The sequence below is a fragment of the Paraflavitalea devenefica genome, assembly GCF_011759375.1.
In the GTDB taxonomy this organism is placed as follows: domain Bacteria; phylum Bacteroidota; class Bacteroidia; order Chitinophagales; family Chitinophagaceae; genus Paraflavitalea; species Paraflavitalea devenefica.
On the sequence record NZ_JAARML010000002.1, the window covers coordinates 480,861 to 504,898 of the forward strand.

Annotated in this window: 20 protein-coding genes and 1 other RNA gene; 11 read left to right on the forward strand and 10 right to left on the reverse strand. The window is 47.1% G+C overall.

The window, feature by feature from the left end; translation table 11 throughout:
* The first annotated feature begins 26 nt into the window (after window positions 1-26).
* Both HB364_RS11605 and truB read left to right on the forward strand, forming a co-directional pair.
* Window positions 27-1,373, forward strand: coding sequence for a DUF58 domain-containing protein (locus tag HB364_RS11605; RefSeq protein WP_167288145.1), 1,347 nt, complete (start codon window positions 27-29; stop codon window positions 1,371-1,373).
* A 26-nt stretch (window positions 1,374-1,399) separates the two neighbouring features.
* A complete protein-coding gene (gene truB / locus HB364_RS11610; protein WP_167288146.1) occupies window positions 1,400-2,092 on the forward strand; it encodes a tRNA pseudouridine(55) synthase TruB in 693 nt (230 codons plus the stop codon).
* A 10-nt stretch (window positions 2,093-2,102) separates the two neighbouring features.
* Here truB and HB364_RS11615 read toward each other — a convergent pair whose 3' ends face one another.
* On the reverse strand, window positions 2,103-4,523 hold the full coding sequence (locus HB364_RS11615) for a BamA/TamA family outer membrane protein (protein WP_167288147.1): 2,421 nt from the start codon (window positions 4,521-4,523) through the stop codon (window positions 2,103-2,105).
* A 21-nt stretch (window positions 4,524-4,544) separates the two neighbouring features.
* On the opposite strand from HB364_RS11615, the gene HB364_RS11620 reads away from it, so the two are divergent.
* Window positions 4,545-5,279, forward strand: coding sequence for a TrmH family RNA methyltransferase (locus HB364_RS11620; protein ID WP_167288148.1), 735 nt, complete (start codon window positions 4,545-4,547; stop codon window positions 5,277-5,279).
* 83 nt (window positions 5,280-5,362) lie between these two features.
* Here HB364_RS11620 and HB364_RS11625 read toward each other — a convergent pair whose 3' ends face one another.
* Complete coding sequence (locus HB364_RS11625; protein WP_167288149.1) at window positions 5,363-6,595, reverse strand: ABC transporter permease; 1,233 nt, start codon at window positions 6,593-6,595, stop codon at window positions 5,363-5,365.
* Between the two features lie 142 nt (window positions 6,596-6,737).
* On the opposite strand from HB364_RS11625, the gene HB364_RS11630 reads away from it, so the two are divergent.
* The 3 genes from HB364_RS11630 to fsa all read left to right on the forward strand — a co-directional run bounded on the left by HB364_RS11630 (window position 6,738) and on the right by fsa (window position 9,058).
* Window positions 6,738-8,012, forward strand: coding sequence for a type IX secretion system plug protein (locus tag HB364_RS11630; RefSeq protein ID WP_167288150.1), 1,275 nt, complete (start codon window positions 6,738-6,740; stop codon window positions 8,010-8,012).
* Window positions 8,013-8,153: 141 nt separating this feature from the next.
* An RNA gene (gene ffs, locus HB364_RS11635) (signal recognition particle sRNA small type) lies at window positions 8,154-8,253 on the forward strand.
* Window positions 8,254-8,380: 127 nt separating this feature from the next.
* Window positions 8,381-9,058, forward strand: coding sequence for a fructose-6-phosphate aldolase (fsa, locus tag HB364_RS11640; RefSeq protein ID WP_167288151.1), 678 nt, complete (start codon window positions 8,381-8,383; stop codon window positions 9,056-9,058).
* A 314-nt stretch (window positions 9,059-9,372) separates the two neighbouring features.
* On the opposite strand, the gene HB364_RS11645 is transcribed toward fsa, so the two are convergent.
* On the reverse strand, window positions 9,373-9,798 hold the full coding sequence (locus HB364_RS11645; RefSeq protein ID WP_167288152.1) for a hypothetical protein: 426 nt from the start codon (window positions 9,796-9,798) through the stop codon (window positions 9,373-9,375).
* A 168-nt stretch (window positions 9,799-9,966) separates the two neighbouring features.
* On the opposite strand from HB364_RS11645, the gene HB364_RS11650 reads away from it, so the two are divergent.
* Window positions 9,967-10,809, forward strand: coding sequence for a bifunctional helix-turn-helix domain-containing protein/methylated-DNA--[protein]-cysteine S-methyltransferase (locus HB364_RS11650; RefSeq protein WP_208419937.1), 843 nt, complete (start codon window positions 9,967-9,969; stop codon window positions 10,807-10,809).
* Here the strand turns inward: HB364_RS11650 and HB364_RS11655 are convergent.
* On the reverse strand, window positions 10,806-11,429 hold the full coding sequence (locus HB364_RS11655; RefSeq protein ID WP_317170694.1) for an NUDIX hydrolase: 624 nt from the start codon (window positions 11,427-11,429) through the stop codon (window positions 10,806-10,808). The genes HB364_RS11650 and HB364_RS11655 overlap by 4 nt on opposite strands.
* 290 nt (window positions 11,430-11,719) lie before the next feature.
* Between HB364_RS11655 and smc the strand changes: the two genes are divergently transcribed.
* Window positions 11,720-15,241: a chromosome segregation protein SMC gene (smc, locus tag HB364_RS11660; protein WP_167288154.1), complete on the forward strand. Its 3,522-nt coding sequence runs from the start codon at window positions 11,720-11,722 to the stop codon at window positions 15,239-15,241.
* 145 nt (window positions 15,242-15,386) lie between these two features.
* Here smc and HB364_RS11665 read toward each other — a convergent pair whose 3' ends face one another.
* On the reverse strand, window positions 15,387-15,923 hold the full coding sequence (locus HB364_RS11665; protein ID WP_167288155.1) for a ferritin: 537 nt from the start codon (window positions 15,921-15,923) through the stop codon (window positions 15,387-15,389).
* A 78-nt stretch (window positions 15,924-16,001) separates the two neighbouring features.
* On the opposite strand from HB364_RS11665, the gene HB364_RS11670 reads away from it, so the two are divergent.
* The gene (locus HB364_RS11670) at window positions 16,002-16,331 is read left to right on the forward strand and encodes a DMT family protein (RefSeq protein ID WP_167288156.1); all 330 of its coding nucleotides are present in this window, start codon (window positions 16,002-16,004) and stop codon (window positions 16,329-16,331) included.
* 71 nt (window positions 16,332-16,402) lie between these two features.
* On the opposite strand, the gene HB364_RS11675 is transcribed toward HB364_RS11670, so the two are convergent.
* Both HB364_RS11675 and HB364_RS11680 read right to left on the reverse strand, forming a co-directional pair.
* Window positions 16,403-17,410: a WD40/YVTN/BNR-like repeat-containing protein gene (locus tag HB364_RS11675; protein ID WP_167288157.1), complete on the reverse strand. Its 1,008-nt coding sequence runs from the start codon at window positions 17,408-17,410 to the stop codon at window positions 16,403-16,405.
* A 673-nt stretch (window positions 17,411-18,083) separates the two neighbouring features.
* A complete protein-coding gene (locus tag HB364_RS11680) occupies window positions 18,084-19,535 on the reverse strand; it encodes an aminopeptidase P family protein (RefSeq protein ID WP_167288158.1) in 1,452 nt (483 codons plus the stop codon).
* 336 nt (window positions 19,536-19,871) lie between these two features.
* Here HB364_RS11680 and HB364_RS11685 point away from each other — a divergent pair, with 336 nt between their 5' ends.
* Window positions 19,872-20,534 carry a hypothetical protein gene (locus HB364_RS11685; RefSeq protein WP_167288159.1) on the forward strand — a complete coding sequence of 221 codons (663 nt, stop codon included), beginning with the start codon at window positions 19,872-19,874 and terminating at the stop codon, window positions 20,532-20,534.
* On the opposite strand, the gene HB364_RS11690 is transcribed toward HB364_RS11685, so the two are convergent.
* The 3 genes from HB364_RS11690 to HB364_RS11700 form a co-directional block, all read right to left on the reverse strand.
* The gene (locus tag HB364_RS11690) at window positions 20,491-21,132 is read right to left on the reverse strand and encodes a hypothetical protein (RefSeq protein WP_167288160.1); all 642 of its coding nucleotides are present in this window, start codon (window positions 21,130-21,132) and stop codon (window positions 20,491-20,493) included. The two genes, HB364_RS11685 and HB364_RS11690, sit on opposite strands and share 44 nt — an antisense overlap.
* An 84-nt stretch (window positions 21,133-21,216) precedes the next feature.
* Window positions 21,217-22,122 (reverse strand): transglutaminase-like domain-containing protein, encoded by a 906-nt coding sequence (locus HB364_RS11695; RefSeq protein WP_167288161.1) that lies wholly within the window; start codon window positions 22,120-22,122, stop codon window positions 21,217-21,219.
* A gap of 181 nt (window positions 22,123-22,303) precedes the next feature.
* The gene (locus tag HB364_RS11700; protein WP_167288162.1) at window positions 22,304-22,570 is read right to left on the reverse strand and encodes a hypothetical protein; all 267 of its coding nucleotides are present in this window, start codon (window positions 22,568-22,570) and stop codon (window positions 22,304-22,306) included.
* Between the two features lie 426 nt (window positions 22,571-22,996).
* On the opposite strand from HB364_RS11700, the gene HB364_RS11705 reads away from it, so the two are divergent.
* Entirely contained in the window at window positions 22,997-23,989 is a 993-nt protein-coding gene (locus HB364_RS11705; protein WP_167288163.1) for a type I glyceraldehyde-3-phosphate dehydrogenase, read from the forward strand.
* Window positions 23,990-24,038 lie beyond the last annotated feature (49 nt).

Here is a 24,038-nt window from a genome sequence, read left to right on the forward strand (position 1 = left end):
AAGAACCCGATTACAAAACACGAAACTTGCGTTTTTACAATAATTATATCAAGCCATTATTCTTCAGCCGCCGGTTCTATTGGTCGCTGGTGGCAGTGATCACTTTATTCCTGGTGTCGTTCAATTGGTCTTTCCTCTTCCTGGTGGGACAGTTGGCTTTTTTATTCCTGATTGTGCTGGTATTGCTGGATTATGCCATCCTGTTCCTGCAACGAAAAGGAGTAGTGGCGGAGCGTGAATTGACGGAGCGCTTCAGCAACGGCGATAATAATAAGGTGCAACTGGTGTTGAAAAGCCATTATCCATTCCGGGTGCAGCTAAAGATCATTGACGAGATCCCGGTCCAGTTCCAGCAACGTGATTTTGTATTGCAGGCATCACTGGCCGGTGGTGAACAGCAGCGGCTGATATACCAGTTACGTCCGGTAGAGCGGGGGGAATACCTGTTTCATGATATCAATGTTTTTGTAAAAAGTCCGCTGAACCTGGTGGTGCGCCGGATAATCACGCCACAGGAGCAGATGGTGAAGGTAATGCCTTCCTACCTGGCCCTGCGCCAGTTTGAGCTATTGGCCTATTCCAATAACCTGGCGGAAGCCGGAAGCCGGAAGATCCGCAAGATTGGGCATAGCCTGGAGTTTGAACAGATCAAGGAATATGTTATTGGTGATGATATCCGCAGCATTAACTGGAAAGCTACTGCCCGTAAAGGCGGCCAGTTGATGGTGAATAATTATGTAGATGAACGCAGCCAGCAGGTGTATTGTGTGATTGATAAAGGCCGGGTGATGAAAATGCCTTTTGAAGGGATGACCTTGCTGGATTATGCCATTAATGCCACCCTGATACTTTCCCGGGTAGCATTGATCAGGCAGGATAAGGCCGGCCTCATCACTTTTGCCGAAAATATTGGTCAGTTCCTGCCGGCCGACCGCAAAGCTGCCCAGATGGGCAGTATCCTTGAAACCCTGTATAACCAGGAAACGAAGTTCCTGGAAACAGATTTTGAGAAGTTGTATGCCCTCGTGCGCACCCGTATTACCCAACGCAGCCTCATTGTGCTGTTTACCAATTTTGAATCCATGAGCGGCCTGCAGCGCCAGTTGCCCTATATCCGGAGTATTGCCCGCAATCACCTGGTACTGGTGGTATTCTTTGAGAATACGGAGTTGCGTCAGCTTACAGAATCCAAAGCCAATGATATTGAATCGGTGTATGTAAAAACCATTGCTGAAAAGTTTGTGCATGAAAAAAAGCTCATCGTTAAAGAGCTGCAGCAGCATGGTATCTTCACTATCCTTACTGCTCCGCAAAACCTCACGGTGAATACCGTAAATAAGTATCTTGAATTGAAAGCAAGGCAGGCTATTTAAAATGCCTGTTTTCCTATCTTCGCCGCATGGAGCAGGGTATCCCTAATATTTTTGCAGATGGTCAGGTATTGTTGATCAATAAGCCGCTGGAGTGGACTTCTTTTGATGTGGTACGGAAGCTGCGGGCGCAAATGAAGATCAAAAAAGTAGGTCATGCAGGTACGCTCGATCCTTTGGCTACCGGCCTGCTGATCCTGTGCACCGGTAAGTTCACGAAGCGTATTAATGAATACATGGCCCGGGAAAAAGAATATACCGGCACCATTACCCTTGGTTCTACTACACCCACGTATGACCTGGAAAGTGAGCCGGAAAATTTCAAGGATTACAGCGGCATTACGCCGGTGCAACTGGAGGCGGTAACAAAAGTGTTTACCGGTGATATTTTACAAGTGCCGCCTATTCATTCGGCCATTAAGAAAGATGGCAAACGGGTGTATGAGCTGGCCCGCAGGGGTGAGCAGGTAGAACTGGAGCCCCGGAAGATCACTATTAAGGTTTTTGAGATCACAGCCATTGAATTACCCTTGATCCACTTCAGGGTAGTATGTTCTACGGGTACTTATATACGCAGCCTGGCCAATGATGTGGGTGCCGCCCTGGGTTGTGGCGGTCACCTCAGCAGCCTGTGCCGCACGCGCATAGGAGAATTTACTTTGGATAAATCGATGACAATAGAACAAGCGCAGCTAATGATTAAAGAAGCAATAGAAAAGTAAGTGGAACGGCTTAGAACGGATAACCAATGCCCAGTTGCAATTGCCCGCTGCCGATATCCAATTTCTGGAACCAGCCATTATTTACACTGGCATAACGTGGATTCTTGATGCGGTAAGCCCAGTCGAGGCGGATGAGGAAAAACTCAAAGTCCAGGCGTAAGCTGGTACCCGCTCCTACAGCAATATCTTTGTATAACCGGCTTAATTTGAAAGAAGCTTCCGGTATTTCCTTGCCATCCTGGAACTCCTTACTCCAGATATTCCCGATATCTGTAAATAAAGCGCTGTTGATCTTAATGCCTGCAATGGTAGTGAGGTTAAAGCGGTATTCTACGTTAAACTCCAGTTGCATGTTGCCAAACCGGTCTACCCGGGTGCTATCCGTTTGATCATACAGGGTAGAGGAGCCGGGGCCTAACCGCCGTACCTGCCAGGCGCGCATGCTGTAAGGGCCTCCTGAAAAAAATGCTTTGAAAAAGGGGAGATTATATTCTTTTACTTCTTTTACTACTACGCTGCCGGTATCCGTTTTACCATAAATAAAGGCTACGCCGCCAAATACCCGGAAGGCCCAGGACGATTTCTTGTAATTAATATAATGCTTAAACTCCCCATCCAGTTTCACGAACCGGCGAAGGTCGCCCAGTTCTAATCTCCGGATGAGGCCAAACAATGCGCCACTCTCTTCTATGCGTCCCCGGATAAGGGTGAATTTCCTGTCTTCATCATATTGCCGTCCAAAAGTAGCGCTGAAGATGGTGCTAATGATCATACCATCATTGAAAGCAAAACGGTAGGCCGGGATGGCTTGTTCCAGTTTTATCAGGCTATCCGTCTTTTTGAGGTTCGTATACTCAAAGTTTAAAGGAGTTAGCTGGTAACTCTTGGTCCATCGCTGGGCAATATTATCAGGATCGGAGGCACGGGTCCTTCTGCGTGTCCATTCATACCCCCAGGAACTGTTAAAGGAGGGGGCAGTGAAGAAGTCGCGCCGGTTGGTATAGGTACCATTCAGGTTCAGCACAGTACGCCTGGCAATGGTGCGGTCAGTTCCCGTTGTTTTCCGCGGAAACAACCTGAGCAGGAAATCGGGAATGATGATCTTTGGAAAGTAGATATTGTGCGAAAGGCTGGCCTGTATGGTTTGTACCAGGTGGGTACCGATCTCTATACCAAAACGGGCATTGGTACTGGTTTGTATGGCTTCCCGGTAGGCATTGCGGTTCAGTAGCCGGAAGTTGAGACCAATACCAAAATAGGTTCCCTGCGAAAGGAAGTCACTTACGTTGCGGCTGGTCTCAAAGTCAACATTAAGGCTGTGCTTCATGGCAGGGTATAAGCGTAATACAGCATCCAGCAAGGGAACACTGTCATAGCGCTCCTGCAGACTGAGGTCTACATTTTGCCAGGCGCCCAATTGGTTAAAAGTGTTGATGACCCTGTAATACCGGCGCTGGGAGTAGAGCGACCCGGGCCGTAGCCGGATATTGTTGGCAATGAAAGGCAACTTAAACCGCCGGGAGCTGTACAGGATCTTATAACCGTCAATAACAGCACTGTCTTTGGGTACAAAGGTGGTATCATCCAGTACAGACAGATCGGGGTATACTTTGACATCACCTATATAAAATTTCCGGATATGGAAACTGTCCTTTACCGGCCTTTGTTTGATCACTACATTGATGGTAGGCTTTTCCCGCTTTTTACGCAGGGAATCTAATAGTTGTAATTGCTCAAAAGGGTCCAGCGTAGGATCAATGAGCGCAGCTACCACCGTATCACGCTCGGCATAGATATTTTCTTTGGTGAATTTGTAATAGCCACTGTCGCGGTACATGCCCAGCAACCTGTCCAGTTCCGCATTTACCTTCTGGTCGGAATAAGGCGCTCCTTTTTTCAGGAGTGATTCTTTCCGGGACTTCAGGGCCAGCGCCTGCAAGGCAGGTGTTTCCAGGGCATAGCCTATGGAATCCATGTGCAGGGCAATACCGGGCGTTACCGTGAAAGTGAGGTATACCCTTTTCTGTTCACCCTTACGCCTGTTGGGCACCGTATCAATAAAAAATGTATCCCGGATGGTGGGTTGAAAATAACCCAGTGAGTTAAGCAGGTTGGTCATGAATATTTTTGACCGGCCAATGTTCAGGGAATCAAATACAGGCGGCCTCTTTAGCTCACGATAAACGCCGGCATAGGAAACCAGCGGCGCCTTGAGGCTGTCATCTACCTGGGCCTGCAATTTGGTCTGCAATTCCTGCCGGTCATAATCGGGCGTTTTGCCTGCTATGTTAATGGTAGTCTTATACACAAAGGGTTTGGCGGAATTATACTTACGCGGCACGGTACAGGACGCGGCCAGTAGTAAACCCAGCAGGCCATATAAAGACCACCTGGAAAAAGTAAAAAAAGTAACTTGCTGGCCGGATGACATATAACTTTAAACGGGGTGCAAATGTTGGTTAAATCGCAGGTCAAATATATTCAAAGTTTAAGCCAGAAAAAATCAAGGGACGAAGAAGGGGTATTTATTGCTGAAGGCCCGAAGATTATTAACGAACTCTTAAGTACGCCCAACGTGGCTGTGCAGCAGTTGTATGCCGTGCAGGAATGGATGGCACAACATAGCGGAATAGCGGCTGGCGGGGCGATTGAAGTAAGTGAGCAGGAGCTGGAACGGCTTTCGCTGCAGCAAACGCCCAACCAGGTGATCGGTGTTTTTAAAAAGCCTGTATTTGCCAAAATCACCAGTTACCGGGAGCGGCTTTCCCTGATGCTGGATACCATCCAGGACCCAGGCAACCTGGGTACTATTATCCGTTGCGCCGACTGGTTTGGCATTGACACGGTTATTTGCAGCAGGGAATGTGCCGATGTTTTCAATCCCAAGGTGGTGCAAAGCACCATGGGCAGCATCAGCCGGGTGCAGGTGATGTATGAAGACCTGGTTGCTTTTATGCAGCAGCATGCGGATGTGCCTGCCTGGGCGGCTACCCTGCATGGCGCCAACCTGCATGAGCTGCCTCCGGTAGAGGGAGGCATATTGGTGATCGGTAATGAATCGAAGGGCATTCATGAAGAGTTGCTGCGGCTTTGCCGCCACCGTATTACGATTCCGCGTAAAGGACAGGCAGAATCTTTAAATGCAGCAGTGGCTACGGGCATCATACTTTCACATATCGTTAAATAGCTTCGAGCGACGAGCTGTGAGCTTCGAGCAAATACAGCGAAGCATAGGGCTCGTAGCTCGTGGCTCAAAGCTCGTAACTGTTTTCAGCTAAAGCGGATAGCCTTCACCGGCTGTATTTTTCTTACAATGATGGTGGGGATCAGCAGTACCAGGAAACAAATGAGGAAGGTGCCTATATCCACCAATACTACCTGCCACCATACTACATCGGCCACGGCTTTGGACATCCAGTAAGCGTCTTCCGGCAGGGGGATGAATCCATAGCGTTGCTGCAGCCAGCAGATGAGCAGGCCAATAACATTGCCCAGGAGCAGACCGGTAAAGGTAATAACAGCCCCATGGTACAGGAATATCCGCTGTACAATATTGTTCCGGGCGCCCAGCGCCTTTAGCACGCCTACCATGCGGGTGCGTTCCAATACCAGTATCAGCAGGCAGGTAATGAGGTTGAGTGTGGCAATGACGATCATGATGATCAGTACAATGACAATGGTCTTATTCTGCAGTCCCAGCCAGTCGAAGATATTCGGATAAATGTCCATGATAGTAGTACCCTGTAATCCAATGGGAAGTTTCGGCACAATGTCCTCACTTACCTTATCCATTTGATTAAAGTCATGCAGGAATATTTCATAGCCGCCCACCTGGGTGGAATCCCAGTTATTGAGACGTTGTATCAACTTCAGATCGCCGATGGCAATATGCTTATCATAGTCTTCAATACCTGTTTTGAAAATGCCGGCTACGGTCAGCTTACGGGGACGGAAAGAAGGGGAGCCGGGCTGAATAAAGTAGATGATGACCTGGTCATTTACTTTAAGTTTGAGCTGGGAGGCGGTATAGGCAGACAGGTTGATCTCATTGCTGTACCCGCTGTCGGTAAAATTTACCCAGCGTCCTTCTACCAGGAAGCTTTGCAGGTTATTGAAATCATACCCTTTTTCCACTCCTTTCAGTAATACGGCTTCTATGGTCTCGGATGTTTTAAGAATGGCATTTTTGGTGGCAAAGGCCTGCACTGTTTTGATGGCCGGATTGGTCTTTTTGAGGTTGAGTACCGAATCACTCATGGGGATGGGTACTTCTTCTGCAATAGATACTCGCACAGCATCAAAGCTTTGCACGCGGATATGGCCCCAGAAGCTGAATACCTTCTGGCTGATGGTTTTCTGGAATCCGCTGGCAAAGGCCAGGGTGAGGATCATGACAGCTACGCTGATAATAGTAGCGCCTATGGAAAGGCGTATCACAAAGCGGGAAAATGACCGTTGTTGATTAAAAGCGATGCGTCGGGCTATAAAAGCGGCGATATTCAATCGGCATGATTTTTCGGTCGTAAAAATAGCAGAAAGCAACCATACCATTCGAAAAAGCTGTCTTTTAGAGGATTTCTATAACTTCAGCGCATGGAAACGTCCAGGACGTTCCATCCGGCCCAAAAACAATAAAAACTAACGGATGAAATATATCTTATCCATTTTCCTGATCCAACTGTCTGTAGCCATGCAGGCGCAGATACCCGATGCTGTTTATTCGCCACGCATTAAAACAGTGCTGTTGCACCAGGCTGGTAACCAGTTGGGTGTTCCCATTATGAAACTGGGCGCTATGGGCGCGCTGGAACTGCATTTTGACGACCTGGACGCCAATGTTAAAAATTATTCCTATACTTTCCAGCTTTGCAATGCCGACTGGACGCCTGCCATCCTGAGCCAGTTTGATTTTATTAAAGGCTTTTCCCAGCAACGCCTTAACACGTACCGTATTTCTTCTATCGCTTTTACCCGTTATACCCATTACCAGGCTACTTTGCCCGACCAGAATTGCATGCCCAGCCGCTCGGGCAATTATATTTTAAAGGTTTTCCTGAATGGGGATACTTCCAAACTCATTTTCACGAAACGGATGATGGTGTGGAGTGAAGCCGCTGCGATTACCGCCCAGATACAGCAACCTTTTAATGGACAGATCTTCCGCACCCACCAGAAGATACAGTTCAAGATAGCGTTGAATGAACAATTGAATGTGGTGAACCAGTTCCAGCAGATCCATGTAGTGATCATGCAGAACAATCGCTGGGACAATGCCGTGACGAATATCCGTCCTTCTTTCTTTTCAAGGAATGTGCTGGAGTATAATACGGAGAATGATGCCGTATTCCCGGCAGGGAAGGAGTGGCGCTGGCTGGATATCCGCAGTTTCCGTTTTCAGAGCGACCGGGTAGAACGGGTGAAGTATGGCGCCACCAGTACAGAAGTGATCGTGAAACCGGATGCCAACAGGAGCCCCCAGCGGTTTAATTTTTTCCGGGATAATAATGGTATGTTCACGATAGAGACTACGGAAAGCGTGAATCCTTACTGGCAGGCTGATTATGCTACGGTGAATTTCACGTTTGTGCCGGGTAATAATTCTCCCTTCCCGGATAAGGATGTTTTTATTGTAGGACAGCTTACGAATTATAACCTGGACGACAGTGCCAAGATGGTATTCAATACAGAGCGGGGTGTGTATGAAAGATCGTTGTTCCTGAAGACGGGGTATTATGATTATTGTTATGCCACAGTTGACCGCAATGATAAAAAACGGCTCCCTTCTTTTGAGTTTACAGAAGGCAATTACTGGGAGTCGGAGAATAACTATACTATTTTGGTATACTATCGCCCCTTGGGCGGCCGTGCCGATGAGCTGGTAGGGGTGACAACGGTGAATTCACTGACGGGAAGGCGATGAGGAAATTATTTATTATTACTTATTGATTATTAGTTGTTGCATACCGGAGCTGCTGTGGCTGGAGCGAATTGATTGTTAGCGAATGTGAAATAATTAATAATCAATAATCAGTAATTAATTGTTTTGACGTATCTTTGCAGCCGGCAGGTCTTACACGACCAGCTCCTGCTGAACCCCCCCAGGGCCGGAAGGCAGCAAGGGTAGGCGGTTGTAGCGGTGCGATGTAAGTAATCTGCCTTTTTTTCTTTTCTTTTATCCAAGAGCATGGCCCATGGTAACCTGCACACATCTTTCCCTTCAAAGAGATCGCTTCCCATTCAGTGGCCATTACCGCTTACAACAAGTTAACATTTCAAAATCGTAATAGTATGAAGTTTTTTATTGATACAGCTAACCTGGCTCAGATTAAAGAGGCTCATGAATTAGGTATCCTGGATGGTGTTACTACCAATCCTTCCCTGATGGCCAAAGAAGGTATTAAAGGTGAAGATGCAGTGATGAAGCATTACCTCACTATTTGTGAAATGGTAGATGGTGATATCAGCGCTGAAGTGATCTCTACTGAATTCAAGGATATTGTGGAAGAAGGTAAAAGACTGGCTGCTATTCACCCGAATATCGTGGTGAAAGTGCCAATGATCAAGGATGGTATTAAAGCGATCAAGTATTTTGCTGACAATGGTATTAAGACCAACTGTACGCTGGTATTCTCTGCCGGTCAGGCTATCCTGGCCGCCAAAGCAGGCGCTACCTATCTCTCTCCCTTTATTGGCCGTGTGGACGACAGTAACTGGGATGGTGTACAACTGATTGAGCAGATCTCCCATATCTATAACCTCCAAGGGTACAAAACAGAGATACTGGCAGCTTCCATCCGCAGCCCGCTCCACATTGTAAAGTGTGCAGAGGCCGGTGCTGATGTGGTAACCAGCCCGCTGGAACCCATCTTAGGATTGCTGAAACACCCGCTTACTGATATCGGCCTGGCCAAGTTCCTGGAAGATGCCAAGAAAATGGCTGCTCCTGCACTGGCTGGTGTGAAATAAGCTTACATATAGTGAGTAAATGATATTATAGACGCCCCTTTTTTAGGGGCGTTTTTTATTGGATAAGTCATTTAATTTTAATAGTTTACAGTATACGAAACATCGTGGTAGCGGAAAAAACTATAGAGCTCTTATAGAGCTTTTATAGAGGAGCTATAGAGCTCCTATAGAGGCCTTCATCCGGGGATAATCCAGGGTATAGCCGGAGAATAACCAAGGGACAAGTACGGACGAGGTATAGAAAAGGGGTTGGTCTCCTTTATCCCGCAGTCTCTTTCTGTGCTGCTGGGTTTGTGAGATGGTGGAAACAAAAACTAAGAATTTCTCCTGTTCCGCTTGCTTTTCCGGGCCGGGGCATTACCTCCCTGCAGTATTTCATCCACCGTTCTCAGCCGTTCCGGTATATCCACCGTTTTCAGGTAGATGGTGACCTCCTTCCAGACCTGCGGATTGCTCTTCAGGGTGGCCTTTACGGTCACTTTTTCCCCCTTAAAGGCAGTATCGAGGATCAGGTTACAATTGTCGAATTTGCCGGCCGAAGCGGTAAAGTTTAACTCTTTGGCGGTGAGGGGCAGCCAACGGCCATTGGAGAGTTTCCCGTCTACATTAATGTAATTGTGCACCCCTTTCTTCAGGCTGTCGGTATAGAGGTGGAAGAAAATACTATCCACCTGCTGGGCCTGCGCGGTGCGGCCGGCGCCAACAATCAGTGTCAATAAAATGTAATAGATTATCTTCAAGTGTAAAGAATTGTCTGTTTATCCAAGATCGGAAATAGCCCTGAAAAGTTGTATTCCCGGGTTGTTAAATATAGCAAGAAACGGGTTGAGCAGGCCGGTAAATACAGGGAATTTGCATATACTAATTAATACGTTATGCTATCAGAAAAAATATTAAATTTTGAACCTGTGACTACGAATGCTTACCAATACGAGCAAATAGCACGGGCTATTGATTATCTGTATGTCAACTTCCGTGCTCAGCCCAGCCTGGAAGAGGTGGCGGCCCAGGTGAATATGAGCGCCTTTCACTTTCAGCGTGTGTTTACAGAATGGGCAGGCATCAGCCCCAAGCGTTTCCTGCAATTCCTCACTACCGATTACCTGAAACACCGGATTACCGGTTTTGACAACCTGCTGGATGCGGCCGATGCAGCCGGTTTGAGCAGCCAGTCGCGGGTATATGATCTCTTTGTGAACCTGGAAGCGGTAACACCACAGGAATACAAGGAGAAGGGTAGTGGCATCCGCATAGACTATGGCTTTCACAATACGCCTTTTGGCGAGTGTATTATAGGGGTAACCGGACGTGGTATTTGTCACCTCTCCTTCCTGCAGGAAGACAACCGGAGCACAGCGGTGGAAGAGCTGGAAAAGGCCTGGGAAAATGCTACGGTACGGGAGCACAGCCGGAATACAGAAGTGATGGCCAATGCCATTTTTAACCGCAAGCCGGGCAAGCAGGAAAAGCTGAGTGTACTGGTGAAAGGGACCAATTTCCAGGTGAAAGTTTGGAATGCCCTGCTGGAGGTGCCTTATGGCAATGTAACCACTTACCAGTCTATTGCCCGCCATATTGAGCTGCCCAATGCCCTGCAGGCGGTAGGATCGGCCGTAGGCGCCAATCCCATTGCTTACCTGATACCCTGCCACCGGATCATCCGCAAGAACCTGATCATTGGTGAATACCATTGGGGTACCGAACGTAAGAAAGCAATGCTGGGCTGGGAAATGGCGAAAACGGCTATTTAATCAAAATACGCAGCGGCATTCGGGTCTGCTGCTTTTTTATAGAGTAGTTCGATCTGTGAACGCAGGATGCGGTCTTCCGATAATTCCGGTAGCTGATCAACTGGAAAGAAAGCCACTTCAAGGATGTCGAATCCCTTCTGAAACTGTATGTCTCCTGTTATTGCACACAGTAGGGCAAATTTGTATACATAGAATGCCTGAGCCGGATGTGGATGGCATCTCTTATCAAATACCGCCAGCAGGCGGGTGGCTTTTACTGCTAGTCCTGTTTCTTCCCGGAACTCTTTTTGAATGACCTCGGAGGGGGATAAACCGATATCGGCCCAGCCGCCAGGCAGGGTCCATTTTCCATCGGCCATCTCTTTTACGAGTAATATTTCACCCGCTTTATTGAGCGCAAGTCCCCGTATATCTACTTTGGGGGTAGGATAGTCTGTATTGGGCGCATAAAAGCTTTTGATCACTTCTATGGGCTGGTTAATGAGCAGCCCCGCCATTTCATGGCTGATCTCCAGTAATTCGGTATACCGTTCCCGGTCATAATCGTTGGTATTGTACACAAGGCCGGTGTCTGCAATGGATTTTATCCGCTTGGCGAGGTTGAGCAGGGTACTGTTCACGTACTTTTTGCGGGTAAATGTATGTCAACTCCAGCTATAAGCCGCATCAAGTGGTATTCCCAATTTACCCAATTTTGTTATATAACAAGGAGTTATCGTGCTTTTATGGGTGCATTCCGGGTGAGATTTATGCACGGTGCAAGGCCATTTTATCCACAACTTGCCGGGGATATCCACATGGTGCAGTGTTTGTGTATATTTCCCTGTGTGTAACTGTGTGAGTAACTATTGTCCTATGTATTTTGTACCCCTATTCTTCTATATTTGCTGTCCTTAAAAATTAAGACACTGTGCGATTAAAGAGTTTAGAAATTAAAGGTTTCAAGAGTTTTGCCGACAAGACCGTACTGAATTTTGATGAGGGTATTACCGGCGTTATCGGGCCTAATGGCTGCGGTAAAAGTAATATCATCGATAGTATCCGGTGGGTAATTGGCGAACAGAAGATCAGTCACCTGCGTAGCGAAAACCTGGAGAGCCTGGTATTTAACGGCTCCAAAACACGTTCTGCAAGTGGCCTGGCCGAAGTAAGCCTCACTTTTGAAAACACCCGTAATCTGCTCCCGACAGAGTTTAATACCGTTACTGTTACCCGGAAATTCTATAAAAGCGGTGAAAGTGAATACCGCCTCAATGATGTGCAGTGCCGCCTGAAAGATATCCAGAACCTGTTTATGGATACCGGTGTGAGCACCGACAGTTATGCCATTATTGAGCTGGGCATGGTAGATGAGATTATTAAGGATAAGGAGAACAGCCGCCGCCGCATGCTGGAACAAGCTGCTGGTATTACAATATATAAGACACGTAAGAAGGAAGCCAAACAGAAGCTGGATGCTACCGAGCAGGACCTGGCGCGTATTGAAGACCTTTTGTTTGAGATCAACAACCAGTTGAAGAGCCTCGAAAACCAGGCGAAGAAGGCGGAGAAGTATTACGAGATCAAGAAAGATTACCGCGAGGTAAGCATCGAACTGGCCAAGGCTTCCCTGGAAGGATTTAACCTTACTTACCGCGATCTGAACAGCCAGGCAGAAACGGAAACCGATAAGAAGATCAGGCTGGAAGCGGAGATCGCCAATGAAGAAGCGGTGATCGAGCAGGAGAAGGTAGGGTTTATTGAGAAGGAGCGCGCCCTGCAAAGCATGCAGCACGAGTTTAACGACCTGTTACAGACTTTACGCACAAAAGAGAACGATAAGAACCTTGCTTCCCAGCGGTTGAATTTCCTGAAGGAAAAGGAAAACAACCTGCAGGAGTTCCTGAATAAAAGTGAAGGACAATTGAAGGGACTGGAAGAGAGCATTGAATTCACCCGTATACAGGTAGGAGAGGAAGAGGGCAAACTGGAAAGTCTTACCCAGCAATTAGATGATCTGAAGGAGGCGAGTGAAGAGAAGCGTAAAGTGTTTGATGAAAAACGCGTGCATGTGGATAGCCTGCGCAGTGAGAACCTGAATATGCAGCGCAACCAGTTTGAAGCAGAAAAGAAGGTGGCGATTGCTGATAACTCTATCCGTAACCTGGAGCAAAGCATTGCCCGGCTGGAAGAAGAGCAGGAGGTACGCAACAGCCAGTTGAAGCAACTGGAAGAAGAGCGGATCACGAAGGAAGAAGAACTGGAAAGCCGCCAGCGCGACCTGCAACAGTTGCAGGAACACCATGAACGCACCAAAGAGCAGATACTGCAAACGCAGGGTGAAATGGAGCAGTTGCGTCTGCAACTGGCAGACGAAAGCCGTAAGCTGGATGCCCGGAAGAATGAGCATGACCTGCTGAAAAGCCTGATCGACTCCATGGAAGGCTATCCCGAGAGTGTGAAGTTCCTGCACAAGAATCCCAACTGGAATCATACGGCGCCTATTTTATCCGATATTATTTATGTGAAAGAAGAGTTCCGCGCAGCCGTGGAAAATGTGTTGGAGCCTTACCTGAACTATTATGTGGTGAATGACCTGCAGGAAGGTTTGCAGGCGGTACACCTGCTGGATGAAAATAAAAAAGGTAAAGCCAATTTCTTCCTGCTGGATAAGCTGAACGGGAATGGGGAAGGTGTTGCCCACCAGCCGGAAGGCACGATCCCTGCGATGCAGGTGATTGAGGTGGACGCGCAATATCGTCAACTGGCAGAGCACCTGCTGGGGCAGGTATTTATTGCAGAGAATGAAGAAGCCCTCCAGAACAGCAATGGTTCTATTGTACTGGAAAAGCACGGTAAGTATGTAAAAGGAAAATACTCATTGACCGGTGGCAGCGTGGGCATGTTTGAAGGAAAGAAGATCGGCCGCGCCAAGAACCTGGAAAAGCTGCATGAGCAGATACAGGTGCAGGAGCGTATCGTGCATGAGTTGAAGGCAGCTATCCAGGAAAAGCACAATGAGGTGATCGGTTATAATGAGCAACTGAAGGAAACAGCGATCAAGCAAGCCCAGGAAGATATTAACCGCCTCACCAACCTGGTGTTCTCCCTGCAGAATAAGATCGAGAACCTGCATGGTATGAAGAGCACCTCCCAGAACAGGCTGGAAGAGTTGCAGATGAACCTGGAGAATACGACTTCTTCTATTTCCGGCACACGTGAAGAGTGGCAGCAACTGGTAAGCCTGCTGAATGAAGTGCGCGATAAACTGCAGGCGGCGGAAGGGGATTATAAATCGGCAGAAAGCCAGTACCACAGTGCTTTGGCTACATATAACGAGTTTAACCTGCAGGTAACACGTCAGCACAGCAAGATCAATGCGCTGACCCAGGAACTGGAGTTCAAACGCAATCAGCTCACCGGCCTGCGCACCCAGATAGATACCAATGCCTCCCAGTTGAAACAAACGGCGGAGAACATTACAGAGAGTGAAGAAACCCTGGCCAATGCCGATAACGGCCTGTTGGACCTGATGCGTAAGAAGGAAGAAGCGGAGAAGGTATTGAATGAAACAGACCAGGCTTATTATAACCTGCGCAATACACTGAGTGAAAAGGAAAGTGAGTTGCGGCATAAGACAAAAGAGCGGGAGATGCTGGAGCACCTGCTCACGGAGATCAAGGACAAGCTGAATGAGCTGAAGCTGCAACTGGCCGGTATGAAGGAAAGGCTGAATGTGGAGTTCCGCATTAACCTGGATGACATTATTGACCAGCCAAGGACAGGGGATACGCCGACAGAAGAGTTGCAGGAGAAATGTGACCGTATGAAGAAGCGCCTGGAGAACCTGGGCGAGGTAAACCCCACTGCTATTGAAGCTTTCCAGGAGATGAAGAAACGCTATGAGTTTATCCTGGAACAGAAGAATGACCTGGTGACCGCCAAGGACAGCCTGTTGCAGACGATCCAGGAAGTGGAAGCCACCGCCAATCAGCAGTTCCTGGATACTTTTAACCGGGTACGTGATAATTTCCAGAAGGTATTTAAGGCACTGTTCACCGAAGATGATACGGCCGATATGATCCTGGAGAATCCGGAGAACCTGGCCGAAACCAGCATTGATATTATTGCCAAGCCTAAAGGTAAACGTCCTTCTTCCATTACCCAGTTGAGCGGTGGAGAGAAGACGTTAACGGCTACTGCGTTGCTGTTTGCTATTTACCTCATCAAGCCTGCTCCGTTCTGTATCCTGGATGAGGTGGATGCGCCGCTGGATGATGCGAACGTAGGTAAGTTCACGAATATGATCCGCAAGTTCAGTGAAGAGAGCCAGTTCATTATTGTTACGCACAATAAGATGACGATGAGCTCAGTGGATGTTATATATGGGGTAACGATGCAGGAGCCCGGTGTAAGTAAGCTGGTGCCGGTGGATTTCAGAAGCCTGAATTAATGTGATAATTTGAAAATGGCTTTGTGAAACGGGGTTACCAATTTTAATTAACGAAGTAGAATCTGGTCAGAACAATAAATCAAAAAAATCCCGCTTTCGTGCGGGATTTTTCATTTATGGGTATTTTCAAATTATCACATTGGCATTAATGTCCATGACCGCCTTTCCCTTTTCCACCGCCAGCGCCGCCATGTGGATTTAAAGTGCCCAGGTCGCGGTCAAAAAGGTACATACCGCCTTTGTCTTCGCCAATGAGCTTTAATTTGTCAAGGATCTGGCGGGCGAGGCTTTCCTCTTCAATCTGCTCGGTTACGTACCATTGGAGGAAGTTATGGGTAGTATAGTCTTTCTCCTGTATGCAAAGCTCTACGAGGGCATTGATCTCATTGGATACTTTTACCTCGTGGGAGTGAACGATCTCGAAGATCTCCTGGATGTTCTTAAAGTCTTTCTGCGGTGCAGCAAAAGGAGGAACGATGGCATGGCCGCCACGGTCATTGATATAATGGAACAGCTTAAGCATGTGCAAACGCTCTTCATCGGAATGATGGTACAGGAACTGCGCCACGCCAGTGTAACCCTTTACTTCGGCCCAGGAGCCCATGGCAAGGTAATACATGGAAGAGAATCCTTCCAGATCAATCTGCCGGTTGAGGGCTGCGTCAATTTTGCTGGATATCATATATTGATAGTTTTTGTGATGAATATACGAATTTCTAATTTCGGCACATTGTTATCGCCTGCACAAAAATAACCGAATATGCGAACTATTATTCTCCTGCTGCTGTCAAATATATTTATGACGATTGCCTGGTATGGCCATTTGAGGCAACAGCATTTGCCTATGTGGAAGGCCATCCTGGTGAGTTGGGGCATTGCTTTTTTGGAGTATTGCCTGATGGTGCCTGCCAACCGCTGGGGTTTTTCCAACGGGTTTAACGGCTTTCAACTGAAGATGACGCAGGAAGTGATCACCCTGATCGTATTTACCGTTTTTGCAGTGATTTACCTGAAAGAGCCCTTTCACTGGCGTTACCTGGTGAGCTTCGCCTTTTTACTGGGAGCGGTGTATTTTATGTTTAAGAAATAGCTTCGAGCTGTGAGCGCCGAGCTACGAGCCCTGTTCTTCGCTGTTTTAGCTCGAAGCTCGTGGCTCATAGCTCATTGAATGAGCTTTGCTATTTTCCCATTACTGCCCGCCAAAAACACAGCATTGCCTTTCTTTGCTTTCCGGCATACATGAAAGCCTTCTGTCGAAATAGATTGCCAGTGATTACCGCCATCAACAGAAATATCTACACCCGGCACCCCGCAGGTGATCAGCTTTTGGGAACTGATGTATACCACACAGCTACGATACCCCTGTGGCCCTTTAACAGGCGCCTGCCAGGTTTTCATACCGTCTGTTGACAGCAGACAGTTTTTGGTCGTGTCTTTTTGGTTATCATAGTCTCCGGCTACAATGATGGCCTGGTTGCCATGGATGGCTATGGAATTGGGACCGGTCATTTCACGGCCTTGTGTAATGTCGAGGGATTGTGCACCACGGGGATCAAATAGCCGTGCATTTTTACCACCGGATACGATGGTGAAGAGCCCTTTTTTATGGTACCAGATATTGGAGCCGCTGGCGGCAAAGAAACCTTCGCCTTCCAGGGCAGGCAGTGCCGTTGTGGTCATTTTTTTCCAGGTGCTGCCGCCGTCATCGGTGGTAGCCAGAAATACTTTACCGTCTATAGGATCACCTACTACAATGCCTCTTTTATTGTCATAAAAATCCATGGCGTCGAGGAACATGCCTTTGGTGCTATCGGTAAAGACGGTTTTCCAGGTGCGCCCGCCATCGTTGGTTTTGAGGATATGGGCCGGTTCGGCAATGGCGATGATAACAGCCGTTTTATCATCAAAGGCCTCAATATCACGGAAATCCCTTTTTTCAAATCCGGGTACAGTGGTCCACTGCCAGGTCTTCCCGCCGTCAACAGACCGGCCTGTTTTGCCTTTACTGCCGCTGACCCATATTACCTGGTCATTGACAACACTAAGGCCGCGAAGGCTGGTTTCTGTGCCGCTGGTGAGCAGTTCGATCTGTTGTGCCTGTAAAGCTGTTGGGGAAAGGAAGCAGGTGGCCAGGAAAGCGATGGCGGAGAAAAAGGTTTTGATCTTCATAGCTGTTAAGATAAGCAAAAATCAAAAAGCCATCGTTCCGTTGAAGCGATGGCTTTTTGAATGTCTTAATCTTTCAGTCGAATCGATCGAAGGTAAACTCATTTCAAAGGCATTGGATTGGATACAGGTGCTCTCTGTTTTTGGTGGTTGGGTTTTTAGGATATCGACTGGGTTTTTAGGTCTACCGGATTAGGGGCTTTCTACTACGATATTGGATGTTGCTATATGGTCTTTCAGGATTTTTCAAAAGAAACCTCGATGCACTCCGGATCAAGGATAAAAGCTTTCGGTTTCTGTAAGGGATTTAGAACAGATCTTTCAGATGATATTGGATGCTGGATATTGGCGGTGGACTTTCTGTAGAGATATTGGATCAACTATTTCAAAGGTAGTATTAGAACTTTTATTGACATAGCGCAAATCTGCCCTGTTTTTTGGCTTCAGTTATTACCCATCATATCGTAAAAATTGCTATCTGGCTTAGCGGTATTACTTTTAATTCTATCGTGTTTTTGCGAAAAACATCCTGATTTGGGTAAAAACACTCGATTATTCCTGGTAATTATACTGCTTAACACGAGCCCTGCTGCAGGAAACCACCAGCCCCTTTTGGACAAGGGAGGCTTCGGGAAAGTCAGGCCAGGCATGCGTTTTTTAGTGGCGAAGGGCTTTTTTAAAACCCTTTTTTAGCGGATTGTAATTTGGGTAAAGTGAAGTTGTCCAGGGGACTTTTCTCAGCTACCAGCTTCTCTATTTCGCTGATCTTACGGGGAGCTGCCCAGGAGAGCAATTCATAATCCTTTTCCCGGATGAGCAGGTCATCTTCAATACGCACGGCAATGGTCCACCATTTCTTATCACAGGGACTGTTCTCCGGAATGTAAATGCCGGGCTCTATAGTGATGACCATGCCTTTCTTCAGCTTTGTAGAGGCATTCCTGTCATGCACATCCAACCCAATATGATGGCCGAGGCCATGGGGGTAGTATTTGTTGGCTTCTTCCTTTTTGCTGATGATGCCCAGTTTCAATAACCCATCGGCTATTACACCCCTGGATACTTTATCCAGTTCCTGCCAGGTAGTGCCTTCTTTACATAATTTGAAAGCGGCTTCCTGGGCTTCATATACCAGCTCGTAAATGGCTTTTTGTTCCGGGGTAAATTTCCCATTGGCAGGCACGGTCCGGGTTACATCGGCTGTATAGCCATGGTATTCGGCGCCTACATCCATGAGCACCATCCTGTTCTCAACATGCAGCTTTTCATTTTCCTGGTAGTGCAGTACGCAACCATTGTTGCCGGCGCCTACAATAGAAGGATAACCTACATGCTCGGCGCCATATTTTTTATGAACAAATTCATGCAGTCCCTGCGCTTCTCTTTCTGACATGTCGGGACGGACAGCTTTCATGACTTCGGCCTGTCCCTGGCAGGAGATCTCTACAGCTTTGCGCAGCAGTACAAGTTCTTCCGCTGTTTTAATTTCCCGCAACTGACCTGTATATTGGCGGAACAAAGCAGTGCTGAAGCGTTTGTCCTGTGCATAGTTGTCGGTGATCTGTGCCTTCTCTTTCAGTTGTTGGATCAGATCATACAGGTCGGCATTGTCATACAGGGAGTTGGCAATATCTGTTGGCAGGCGGTCAAGAATGATCTTTTCGAATTTGGAAAAGTCTATAGCGGTATTCTTAAAGTCTTCGCCATTGTATACATGGGTGAGGCCTAGTTTTTGTTTGGCGCCTTCCACGCCCAATCTTTTACCGGTCCATTGTTCTGCCTGTGCATTGCGTTTTTGTACAAACAATAACTCTTTATAGGTACTGCCATCGGCAGCGGTTTGTGGTTCTTTAAACAACAGGAAGAGTGAATGAGGTTCCTTATAACCGGTAAAGTAATACAGGTCGGGATTCTGGTGGTATACATAGTCCACGTCATTGGAAAAATTGCGGGTGGGGTAGGCCCATACAATGGCAACGGAATTGGCTGGCATTAGTTGCCGCAGGGAATCCCGGCGGCCTGCATGGAAGGCAGGGGTAAGGTAATCATCCGGCAGATCGGTTTCCTGGGCGAAGGCAGGGGTGGTGGCCAGCAGGGTGGCTACTATAACGAAATCGCGTAAACGCATAGTTGGGTTTTTAAGCATCATTGAATGAGATAAATTTAGGGGTTATTGTGTATAGGCGCCGGAGTGAATGAGGCGAGTGGAAGTGATAAGTGGCGAGTGGTAAGTGAGCGGGAATAGGGGTAAATGGGTAGGCGGCATGCTGTGAAAAGGGGAATTACCGCAGGGGTATTCAAAAGCCGCAATGACGAATCGTATTTTATGCAGGAGTGTGCAAGGTAGTAATACTGAAACTGGCAAAAGATGCAATATTTCGTTATTTTTTTGCGATTTTACAGGGTAATAGCCAGCTTAGTGAAAAGTCAAATATACCTGGTCGTATCTGTCTTAACGGTCGTAATGTCATTTGTACCCGCATTGATCGTCTTGCTTAAAAAACTTTGGCAGGCGACTCCTTTTCAATATTTCGCTGTTTACTGGATCATCAATGGACTGATGAATATTATGTTCCTGGTAGAGGGACTGAATAAAAGATTTATTGAAGTGGCCAGTGTGATCTATAATGCATTGGATATACCTATGATGGTGGGCATTATCTACCTCGCTGCTTTTTCTCCGGCGATCAAAAAGTTTATCCGTATTGGCATGGTGGTTTTTGTCCTGTTTGAAATTGTTTGCCTGGCAAGCAGCGGACTCCGGTATGATGCCTTGAAGTATGCGTTGGGATTGGGTTTGATCTTTATCCTGACGATTATTATCTGGCAGATATCCCTGTACCTGCAACAGGTGGTGTATGCTACACGGGAAAAAGCCCTGTTGCTCATCCATGGCGCCTTGTTGTTCCAGTACGGCACTTATATCGTGGTGTATATTTTTGATTATTTCCTGAGCGGGAGTAGTGTGGCAGACAATATTGACAAGTTCCTGATCTATTATATTTCTACCATTTTATCCATCGGTATTGGTTGCAGCGGATTGCTGCTGAAGGGGCTGCATAAGTTACCCGCTACAACGGCGCTCAGAAAGTCTTTTTGGGCTGAGTCCCGGGAAACGCCTGTATGATGGCCATCACGAAGAGGATATTTTTCAACAGGTTGAATACTGCATGCAGGGGCCAGTTCTGCTCCCATTGTTTTCCCACCGTAATAAAGAAGAAGAAACTTCCCGAAAGATACACGAGACAACCCAGCGTTATCCAGAAAGCCGGTTTTTTGTAAATGAATTCCATGGGATCGTCCATAAGCCATTCATGAAACAGGAGCAGGCTGTAACTGATGATGAGTATGACGGCTGTACCGGCATTGAAACGGCTGTAGTAAACAAGTCCGAATTTCTCCAGCTCAAGGGTTACTATGACGATGAAGATCACGGAACCTGCTATTACCCATTTCTTATAGTTTTTCCGTCGGAAGAACCGGTAAAAGAAAAGGGTGAAGAAGGTATATTCCGTGATGGTGAATATGAATGACAGGATCCTGGCTGCAGTAGGCGAGGCGTGGAGGATTTCCGATAAACGGTCGCCGGTAAAAACTGTCAAGGCATAGATGAACAGCAGCTTGCCTGTGAGACTCAGGCGGGATGGACGCAGAGCCAGCAAAGTGATAGGGATAGCCAATAACGAATATGACGCTATTATGCCTGCAAGGGGTGTTACAGTCATGCCTTAACCGAATTGTGCTAAAAATAACACTTATCTGTCAAAAAGGAACAGCGAAATGTGGAGAATAGAATAGTATTTAGTGGATCACAAGTCAATGATCGCGTATGCTTTCTCGCTGAGATAAGGACCACCAGGATGTTTGGCTGTATAATCGAGGTTGATCCAGTACTGACCATTTTGTTCGTGGTAGTAGATGTTATCTATCGACTTGTCGCCAAAAAGATAGATGATGGCCTGCTGCAGCCGGTCAAAAGCTTTTTTATCACCTGCATACATTTCCGGGTAGAGATGTCCTTCTGACAATACCATGCGGCAATGTGCGCCGATTGCCTTGAGGCAGGAAACCATGAGAATGGTATGATCATCGCAATCGCCTCCCATCCCGTTGAGGATGGTTTCACGGGCAGTGGCAAAGTATTCATCCCGCTCAGAATCGGATACGTATTTAAAGCTGGAGTTGATGTATTTGAAGAGGGAGAGATGCCTGACCACAGGACCATATTTGGTGTGGTATTCATCAAAGTAATCGAGGGAATGCTTTACGGCAAAGTTCCGCACAATAGAATCTCTGTAATCTACTTTGGATTGTAATACCTTGATGGTTTTAGTCAGCGGCCCATCGAAAATGCCGGGCGTTAATACGAGGTCTGTTTCCTTTTGTCCCTTCTGGCCCCAGTTGTTTTCCACCATGGTCCGGTAGTCGGTCACCATGTGGCTGAAGCCATATCCATTGGTAAGCTGGTTATATAGCAGCACCAGTACACAGAGCGCTACAGCAGGTATAAGCAGGAACCGGAAGATGCGCAGCACCAGCCAGGTAGCCAGGGCGGCCAGCAATACAGAAACAGTAAGATCGAGGTTCCAGTCGCCCACCATCAGGGGGGGAAGATACCGGTTAATGAGCGGGGCCAGTGGTAATACAGTGAGAATGCTGACGATGACCAGCAGCACTTTCCGTATTTTGATATACTTTTCGTCGTTAAAGTTCATACCTGATAGCATCCGTTAAAGCAAAGAAAATCATTTCTGTCAACTTATTCATGTGCACCAATAGCCATAGTAGCTAAGCAGGTCGTTTGGGGAATAAGGTTTACATGAATTTATACAATTTTACGTTAACGGAGGCATAATATTAGCCCCGGTTTTTTACACCGGGGCCTGCTGGTATCATTTAGTCATCATCTTCTTCGTAATAGGCATCCTGATTATCATTGTATACGGATTCCCATTCTTTCACTTTGTCATCGCTCAGCAGTTCCAGTATATCGAAGATGGGGTCAGTTTTCTTTTTCCATTCCAATACCGGTACTTCCGCATAGTTGGTGACATACAAACAATAATCCGTTTCTACCGTTACTTTGAGCAGTGACACCGGGCTGTCTTCTTTTTCCTGTACCAGGTAATAATAACCAGACTCTAATAGTGCATACGAATACATACAATCTCCCTCCACCGTTTTAGTTAAAGTGTTTTAAAAAAGTAACTTAATTGGTTATAGTAAGTGATTACCCTGTTTCCAGGCATACTTTTTCAAAGGCAATGATCCTGGGCAGAATTTAATGGATGTAGCGGGGGTTGGTTTGGTAGAATTCTGATAGGTTGGTAAGGCCAAAATTAGGATAATAATGGTAATCGCCGGGCAGGAGGCAGGGCCAGGGGCAAAATTTTTACGGAAGCTTAATAATTCTGTCTATTTATTATTGATTATTAATATGTTATAAATGGTTGTAAAGTTAATAAATATGCTGACTGGGGTTATAAATACCCGCACCAGGATCCTTTACCTCCATCCCGGCGGTCCAAAAGAGGGGAGGATTATTTACCGGCAGGTTTGCGATATTTGCACCTTTTTAAACCTCTGTATATGCGTATCGCGATTAATGGAATGGGACGTATCGGCCGTTTGTTATTCAGAAGGCTCGTGGAGCATGAAGCAGTGGAACTGGTGGCTATCAATGATATTATGGAGCCGGATAACCTGGCTTATCTCCTTAAGTATGATTCTGTGTATGGCACTTTCCCCGGGCCTGTAAGTTTACAGGATGCCAAACTGCAGGTGAATGACCTATCCATTGCGGTATTACAGGAGCCTGATCCGGCCAGGCTGCCCTGGAAGGCATTGGGTGTGGATGTGGTGCTGGAATGCTCAGGACGTTTTACGAGCAAAGCAAAAGCATCTGTCCATCTGGCTGCCGGTGCCAGGAAAGTGCTGCTGTCTACCACCGGTTCACCGGATATTCCTTTGATGATTTATGGCTTCAACCAGCATTTGCTTACACCGGAAACGGATATTATTTCACCGGGCGGCTGTATGACAAATTGCTCCACCCATATCCTGTACCTGCTCAATTCGATTGGTATTGAATCGATGCACATTAATGTTTTACACTCCTATACCTCCCGGCAGGGGATTGTAGATGCGCAGCACAAACAGTTCCGCCGCGGAAGGGCTGCTGCGGAATCTATTATCCCGGTAGAGATTGACCTGGCGGTTTCCCTTGAAGGCCTGTTCCCGGTATTACAAAACAGGATTGCCGCGGTATCTACCCGCGTACCGGTAGCCAATGGCGCCCTGGCCGATTTCACGGTCCAGTTGAAACAACCTACTACTGCGGAGGAGATCAACCAGCTATTCCGTAAAGCTGCCGCTGCTGAGTATAAAGGCATCGTTGATTATACAGAAGAACAACTGGTGTCGCTGGATATTAAAGGCAATACACACTCCTGTATTGTAGATGGCACGCTTACCTCCGTCATCGGAAAGCATGTGAAGCTGATCACCTGGTTTGATAATGAATTTGGTTATACCAGCCGGATGCTGGATTGGTTGCTGTACTGGAAGAAGGTGTTGGGGTAGTTGCTGGTATCTGGTTGCCGGATGGCATTGTTACCTGAAGCGACAGGGT

Excerpts from the sequence above, each read along its gene's own strand:
- truB (WP_167288146.1), top strand. The coding sequence starts at position 1,400 with ATGGAGCAGGGTATCCCTAATATTTTTGCAGATGGTCAGGTATTGTTG.
- HB364_RS11615 (WP_167288147.1), bottom strand. The coding sequence starts at position 4,523 with ATGTCATCCGGCCAGCAAGTTACTTTTTTTACTTTTTCCAGGTGGTCT.
- HB364_RS11620 (WP_167288148.1), top strand. The coding sequence starts at position 4,545 with ATGTTGGTTAAATCGCAGGTCAAATATATTCAAAGTTTAAGCCAGAAA.
- HB364_RS11630 (WP_167288150.1), top strand. The coding sequence starts at position 6,738 with ATGAAATATATCTTATCCATTTTCCTGATCCAACTGTCTGTAGCCATG.
- fsa (WP_167288151.1), top strand. The coding sequence starts at position 8,381 with ATGAAGTTTTTTATTGATACAGCTAACCTGGCTCAGATTAAAGAGGCT.
- HB364_RS11665 (WP_167288155.1), bottom strand. The coding sequence starts at position 15,923 with ATGATATCCAGCAAAATTGACGCAGCCCTCAACCGGCAGATTGATCTG.
- HB364_RS11670 (WP_167288156.1), top strand. The coding sequence starts at position 16,002 with ATGCGAACTATTATTCTCCTGCTGCTGTCAAATATATTTATGACGATT.
- HB364_RS11675 (WP_167288157.1), bottom strand. The coding sequence starts at position 17,410 with ATGAAGATCAAAACCTTTTTCTCCGCCATCGCTTTCCTGGCCACCTGC.
- HB364_RS11680 (WP_167288158.1), bottom strand. The coding sequence starts at position 19,535 with ATGCGTTTACGCGATTTCGTTATAGTAGCCACCCTGCTGGCCACCACC.
- HB364_RS11685 (WP_167288159.1), top strand. The coding sequence starts at position 19,872 with ATGTCATTTGTACCCGCATTGATCGTCTTGCTTAAAAAACTTTGGCAG.
- HB364_RS11690 (WP_167288160.1), bottom strand. The coding sequence starts at position 21,132 with ATGACTGTAACACCCCTTGCAGGCATAATAGCGTCATATTCGTTATTG.
- HB364_RS11695 (WP_167288161.1), bottom strand. The coding sequence starts at position 22,122 with ATGAACTTTAACGACGAAAAGTATATCAAAATACGGAAAGTGCTGCTG.
- HB364_RS11700 (WP_167288162.1), bottom strand. The coding sequence starts at position 22,570 with ATGTATTCGTATGCACTATTAGAGTCTGGTTATTATTACCTGGTACAG.
- HB364_RS11705 (WP_167288163.1), top strand. The coding sequence starts at position 22,997 with ATGCGTATCGCGATTAATGGAATGGGACGTATCGGCCGTTTGTTATTC.